Here is a 5,048-nt window from a genome sequence, read left to right on the forward strand (position 1 = left end):
CAGTACTGGGTGGTGTTCGGCCTCGGCGCGCTCGTGGGGCCGGTGCTCAGCGGCTGGCTCGCGGACCGCGTCGGTTTCGCCACCGCGTTGCGCATCGCCTTCGTGCTGCAGGCCGCGGCGCTCGCCTTGCCCGCGTTCGGCCTCATCGGCCATGGCGGGCTGATCGTTTCGAGCGCCGTGGTTGGCGCCTTCACGCCGGGCATCGTGCCGCTGGTGCTGGGCCGCGTGCAGGAGCTGCTCGCGCATCACCCCGCGATGCAGAAGCCCGCGTGGAGCCGCGCCACCACCGGCTTCGCGGTATTGCAGGCCAGTGGCGCCTACGGAATGTCGTGGCTGCTCGCGCACGCGGGCGGCGGGTATGCGCTGCTGTTTGCCGTGGGTGGCGTGGCGATCGTGCTGGCGCTCGTCACCGACATCGTCGCGCGGAGGCTGCACCCCACTGCCTGAGCTGGTTTCTCGCGGCGCATCGCTCTTACACTGGGGCGATGAAGCGAGCCCTGGAAGTCGAGCGCACCCTTCAGCCCGTGGTCGAGCTGAAGGAGCAGGGCGCTGCCTACGGCTACTCGGTGCGCGCGCCGCGCTCCAAGGGCGTGATCCCGCCGAGCTCCTACCGCGACAGCGGTTTCGCCACGCTGCCCGACTGCCTGCGCGACGTGGCCAAGGCGCTGGGCGGCGACTTCAAGCGCATCTACATCCGGCTCGAAGGGCATTGCGTGGGCGAGCGCGACATCGTCGAACTGCGCGATGCGCCCGATGCGGTGGCCGAGGCGTTGAAGGCGGCTTGCCTCGAGGCCGATGCGGCGGTGAAGCCCGTGGGCGATGCCGGCGGCCAGGGCTGACGGCCAGGGCTGACGGCCTTCAGCTTCCCCGCAGGTTGGTCGCCGCATAATCGCGCCCCTTTCTTTCGGGGGGCTCCATGCAGATCGATATCGCGCAATCGACGCCGACCGCCGCCAGCATCGCGAGGCTCGTGCAGGCCTTCTACGACCTGGGCCAAGTCGTCGCGAGCGAATTCCTGGTCGGACGCTTCAACCAGAGCTACCGCCTGGACTTCGCCGACGGCCGGCGCGTGGTGGCGCGGCTGAGTCCCGAGCGCTTTCGTGGCGGGCCCAATATCGCCTTCGAGGCCGCCGCGCTCGCGCACTGGGCCGATGCCGGTTGCGCTGTCGCGCGCTGCCTGTCCGCGGCCAATGGCGAGGCGGCGATCCGGGTGCAACTCCCCGAAGGACCGCGCGCGCTGATGCTCTTCGAGCACCTCGAAGGCGAAGCCACCGGCGACAGCGTCGAGCACATCGCGCTGCTCGCGCACGGGCTGGCCGCCTTGCATGCCGTGGGCGAAAGCTACGGCGGTCCGCCCAGCGCCTACACCCTCGATCTCGATCACCTGTTGCACCGTCCGCTCGACGCCCTGTTGCGCGGATCGACCATGACGGCCGAGCTGCGCCCGCAGTACGAGGAGATAGGCCGTCGCCTCGCCGACGACATCCTGGCCTTCGGCGAACTCTCGCGCGTGCTGTGCCATGGCGACACGCACGGCTACAACAACTTCATCGCGGCCGATGCGAAGGGGCAGCGCCGGGCGCTGTTCTTCGACTTCGACGAAGCGGGCCCCGGCTACCTGGCCTACGAGATCGCGGTGTATCCGTGGAGCCTGTATCCGCGCATGCCCGATGGCGTGATGAGCGAGAAGGCCAGGTCCCAATGGCTGGCCTTCATCGGCGCCTATCGCGAAGTGCGGCCGGTCGCCGATGTCGACCTCGCCGCGATCCCGCGTTTCATGGCGGTGCGGCAGCTCTGGCTGCTGGGCGAATACGCGGCGCGCATTCCCGACTGGGGATCGCAGTCGATACCGACCGACTACCTGCACAAGCAGACCGCCATGCTGCGCGCATGGCAAACGCTCGAGTTGCCGCTATGACCGGCCGTCGCGCGCCACCGCGATGCACTTGATCTCCACCAGCAGCCCCGCGTGCGCGAGCGAGTGGACGCCGATGCAGGTCCAGGCGCACTGGCCGCGCGGAAAGAGGCGGTCCTTCACCGCGCGGAACACCGGCATGTGCGTCGCCATGTCGACGTGGTAGGTGGTCATCTCGACCACGTCCTCGAAGCCGCAGCCGGCTTCGGCCAGCACCGTGCGCAGGTTGTCCCAGGCCGCGACGAACTGCGCCTCGGGGTCGGCGATGACCTCGAGCTCGGGCGTGCGGCCGACCTGGCCCGCGCAGTAGACCGTGGCGCCGACCCTGACGGCGGGCGCGTAGCCCGCGCGTTCGGCGAGGCGCTGCATCGAGGCGGGGATGATGAGTTGTCGTTCCGTCATGGCAAAGGGGTGTGGGGTTCCTGAGAGTGCTCGCCGACGGGGTCGGGCGCGGCCTCGACACGGTCCAGGCAGCTGCAGTTTCCGACCTCGTCCCAGCCTGACAGAAGCGTGGGCCTCGTCGCGTCGGCAGGGGCGGTGGGTGCGATGGGTGGCGAGTATGGAGCGTCGTTCATGGTCTTGTGGTGCGAGAGGTTGTTGTTCACTTGGGCGCGAGCAGCCTGCCGCTCGCGAGAAGCTGCAGGGTGCGAACCGCGAGCACCGCGATCAGCACGCTCAGGAAGGCCAGCAGCGCGAGCGCCAGCACGGTCAGCGGCAGGAAGTCGGCGTGATGCGCGTAGCGCAGCGCGGCATTGGCGAGCGCGGCGATCGGAAAGCTCAGCGCCCACCAGCCGGCCGCGAAGGGAATGCTGCGCCGGAACACCTTGAACACCAGCGTGAGGAAGACGAAGAGCCCGAAGTAGAAGAGCAGCGCCGCGAAGGTGTCGACGCGCTGGAAGAAGCTGGTGTAGGCCAGGAAGCCCACCTCGAAGGGCGCGACCAGGATCATCAGCGAGGGCACCATCTCGTTGGCCAGCTTCTCGTGGTGATGGATCAGCCGCGACACGATCATGGTGAAGAACACCAGCGCGACCATCGTTCCCACGGCCATCGCGAACAGGTTGAGCTCGCGCGCCCAGGCCATGGGCATGGTGCCGCCGGCCACCGTGATGTCGAGCGTGGCCACGCCCGGGATCAGCCAGGCCGGCACCGAATGGCCCGCGTCGACCTTCCCGCGCAGCATGCGGCTCACGATGGTGAAGGACAGCGCGACGGTCAGCGCGGCGCCGATGCTCCAGAGCAGTTGCGAGGCCCGCGCGCTGACCGGCGCCACGACCGAGGAGATCAGCAGCGTGGCGATGGTGATCGTGCCGAAGAAGTTGCCCGCGATCGGGTGCATGAACTCGGCACGCACCGCCTGCGGATGCAGCACGGCCTTGGCCGCATAGGCCAGGCACAGCAGCACGAACAGCGCGACAGCGACGGCGCCGATCGCAGCGTGGATCCGCGGGCTCGCGCCGAACTGCTCGCTGGCCTGGTGCCAGGCGCCGGCCAGTCCCGAGATGCCCATGACCGAGGCGAAGAGGTTGACCGGCAGGTGGCGAAGGGAGGTCTGTCGCGGAGGGGCTGCCGGACTCAGCGTGTGCGTGGTGATGATTTCTTGCTCCTGAAAACCCCCGCGCGAGAGCGGCGAGGGCGAAGCAAAAGTCTAGGAGTCGGGAGCGCCCGACGGTGGGCCACGATGGCGCGGTTTGCGCCATTGATGGCCCGTTTCAGGCCACGCTGTGGAAGCGCTCGCGGTAATCGCGCGGCGTCGTGTCGAGCCGCTTCGCGAACACCACGCGCATGTGGTTCGCGCTGCGAAAGCCGCAGCGGAAGGCCACCGTCTTGAGCGGCAGGTCGGTCTCCTCGAGCAGCTTGCGCGAGAAGTCGATGCGCACCTGCTCGACGAAGGCCGAGGGCGTCATCGCGGCGTCCTTCGCGAAGCTGCGCGAGAAGGTGCGGCGGCTCACGCCCACCGCATCGGCAAGCTGCTCGATGCTCAGCGGCTCGCTCAGGTGCTCGGTGACATGGCGCAGCACCTTCGCCACGATGGTCTCTTCCTTCGGGCCCACCGCCAGGTAGGGGCTGTACTGCGACTGCCCGCCGTCGCGGCGGATGTAGACGATCAGCCGCTTGGCGATGCGCAGCGCGAGTTCGTGGCCCCAGTCCTCGGTCACCAGCGCGAGGCAGAGGTCCACGCCGGCGGTCACGCCGGCCGAGGTGAACAGCTTGCCGTCGCGCACGAAGATCTTGTCGGGCCGCACGCGCGCCCGCGGAAAGCGCGCGATGAGCCGGTCGACGTCGTGCCAGTGCGCCGTGACCTCCTTGCCGTTGAGCAGGCCCGCATGGCCGAGCGGAAAGGCACCGTTGCATACCGAGCCGTAGCGCCGCGAGCCCGCGGCCATGGCGTTGAGCCAGGCGAGAAAGGGCGCGGGATAGGCGTGCAGCTCGGGCAGGTTCGGCCCGCCGGCCACCAGCAGCAGGTCGGGCTGTTCGTGGTGGTCGAGGTAGCCCGTGCCCACGTGCAGCTGCATGCCGTTGGCACAGCGCACGCCGCCGGCCTGCAGGCCCACGAGCGTGATCTCGTACTGCTGGTGCGCGCTCAGGAAGCGGTTGGCCTCGGTGAAGACGTCCATGGGCGCCGCGACATCGAGGGCCTGGACCCCTTCGAGGACGACGATGACCAGCTTCATGGGGCGCGCTTTCGGGGCCGATGGGCGGGCGATTGTAGAACGCCCTGTCTACCTGGACGCCCGCACGGGCGCGATGCCCCCGTCGTGAAATTTACTGTGAGCGTTCGCCCCCGCAGATACACAGGCATACGCAATCGCGTTCGCGAGGGGCGTGCCCCGAAAACAATCACTTCCGTCAGCAGCAACAACCCTCTCCTTCAGCCACTGACGACTGTCCGTCTCCTTCTTCTTCAACCTTCCAGAAAGTCCATCATGAAGTCTTCCGTTCTCCTCTGTGTCGCCGTCCTCGCTTCCGTGTTCTCGCTCGGCGCCAGCGCCGAGCAATACCAGGGCGTGCTGCAGTTCCAGTCGACCGCGAGCCGCGCCGAGGTGCGTGCCCAGGCCGTGGTCGCCGCCCACAGCGAAGACCCGTACAGCGAGGCCGCCCAGGCCGGCGTGCCGCCGGTGTTCCAGAGCCA

The 5,048-nt window shown here is 68.7% G+C and carries 6 protein-coding genes and 1 pseudogene; 4 read left to right on the forward strand and 3 right to left on the reverse strand.

Going from position 1 to position 5,048, the window contains the following annotated elements; genetic code table 11:
* From AC27VN_RS32325 to AC27VN_RS32335, 3 genes are all read left to right on the forward strand, one after another.
* A partial coding sequence (locus tag AC27VN_RS32325; protein WP_490879210.1) for a YbfB/YjiJ family MFS transporter occupies positions 1-447 on the forward strand: 447 nt, incomplete at its 5' end.
* 38 nt (positions 448-485) lie between these two features.
* The gene (locus tag AC27VN_RS32330; RefSeq protein ID WP_093353290.1) at positions 486-839 is read left to right on the forward strand and encodes a hypothetical protein; all 354 of its coding nucleotides are present in this window, start codon (positions 486-488) and stop codon (positions 837-839) included.
* A 77-nt stretch (positions 840-916) separates the two neighbouring features.
* Complete coding sequence (locus AC27VN_RS32335) at positions 917-1,918, forward strand: phosphotransferase enzyme family protein (protein WP_490879211.1); 1,002 nt, start codon at positions 917-919, stop codon at positions 1,916-1,918.
* Here the strand turns inward: AC27VN_RS32335 and AC27VN_RS32340 are convergent.
* The 3 genes from AC27VN_RS32340 to AC27VN_RS32350 all read right to left on the reverse strand — a co-directional run bounded on the left by AC27VN_RS32340 (position 1,913) and on the right by AC27VN_RS32350 (position 4,590).
* Positions 1,913-2,317: a RidA family protein gene (locus AC27VN_RS32340; RefSeq protein WP_490879212.1), complete on the reverse strand. Its 405-nt coding sequence runs from the start codon at positions 2,315-2,317 to the stop codon at positions 1,913-1,915. The two genes, AC27VN_RS32335 and AC27VN_RS32340, sit on opposite strands and share 6 nt — an antisense overlap.
* Positions 2,318-2,516: 199 nt before the next feature.
* Complete coding sequence (locus tag AC27VN_RS32345) at positions 2,517-3,512, reverse strand: SLAC1 anion channel family protein (protein ID WP_296781083.1); 996 nt, start codon at positions 3,510-3,512, stop codon at positions 2,517-2,519.
* Between the two features lie 115 nt (positions 3,513-3,627).
* The gene (locus tag AC27VN_RS32350) at positions 3,628-4,590 is read right to left on the reverse strand and encodes a GlxA family transcriptional regulator (RefSeq protein ID WP_490879213.1); all 963 of its coding nucleotides are present in this window, start codon (positions 4,588-4,590) and stop codon (positions 3,628-3,630) included.
* 252 nt (positions 4,591-4,842) lie between these two features.
* Between AC27VN_RS32350 and AC27VN_RS32355 the strand changes: the two are divergent.
* A pseudogene (locus AC27VN_RS32355) lies at positions 4,843-5,048 on the forward strand (helicase SNF2); the annotation flags it as partial.

The sequence above is a fragment of the Variovorax sp. 20P10.2.4 genome, assembly GCF_058244205.1.

Bases quoted from the DNA above. Each gene is read 5' to 3' on its own strand.
- AC27VN_RS32335 (WP_490879211.1), top strand. From the start codon at position 917: ATGCAGATCGATATCGCGCAATCGACGCCGACCGCCGCCAGCATCGCG.
- AC27VN_RS32340 (WP_490879212.1), bottom strand. From the start codon at position 2,317: ATGACGGAACGACAACTCATCATCCCCGCCTCGATGCAGCGCCTCGCC.
- AC27VN_RS32330 (WP_093353290.1), top strand. From the start codon at position 486: ATGAAGCGAGCCCTGGAAGTCGAGCGCACCCTTCAGCCCGTGGTCGAG.
- AC27VN_RS32350 (WP_490879213.1), bottom strand. From the start codon at position 4,590: ATGAAGCTGGTCATCGTCGTCCTCGAAGGGGTCCAGGCCCTCGATGTC.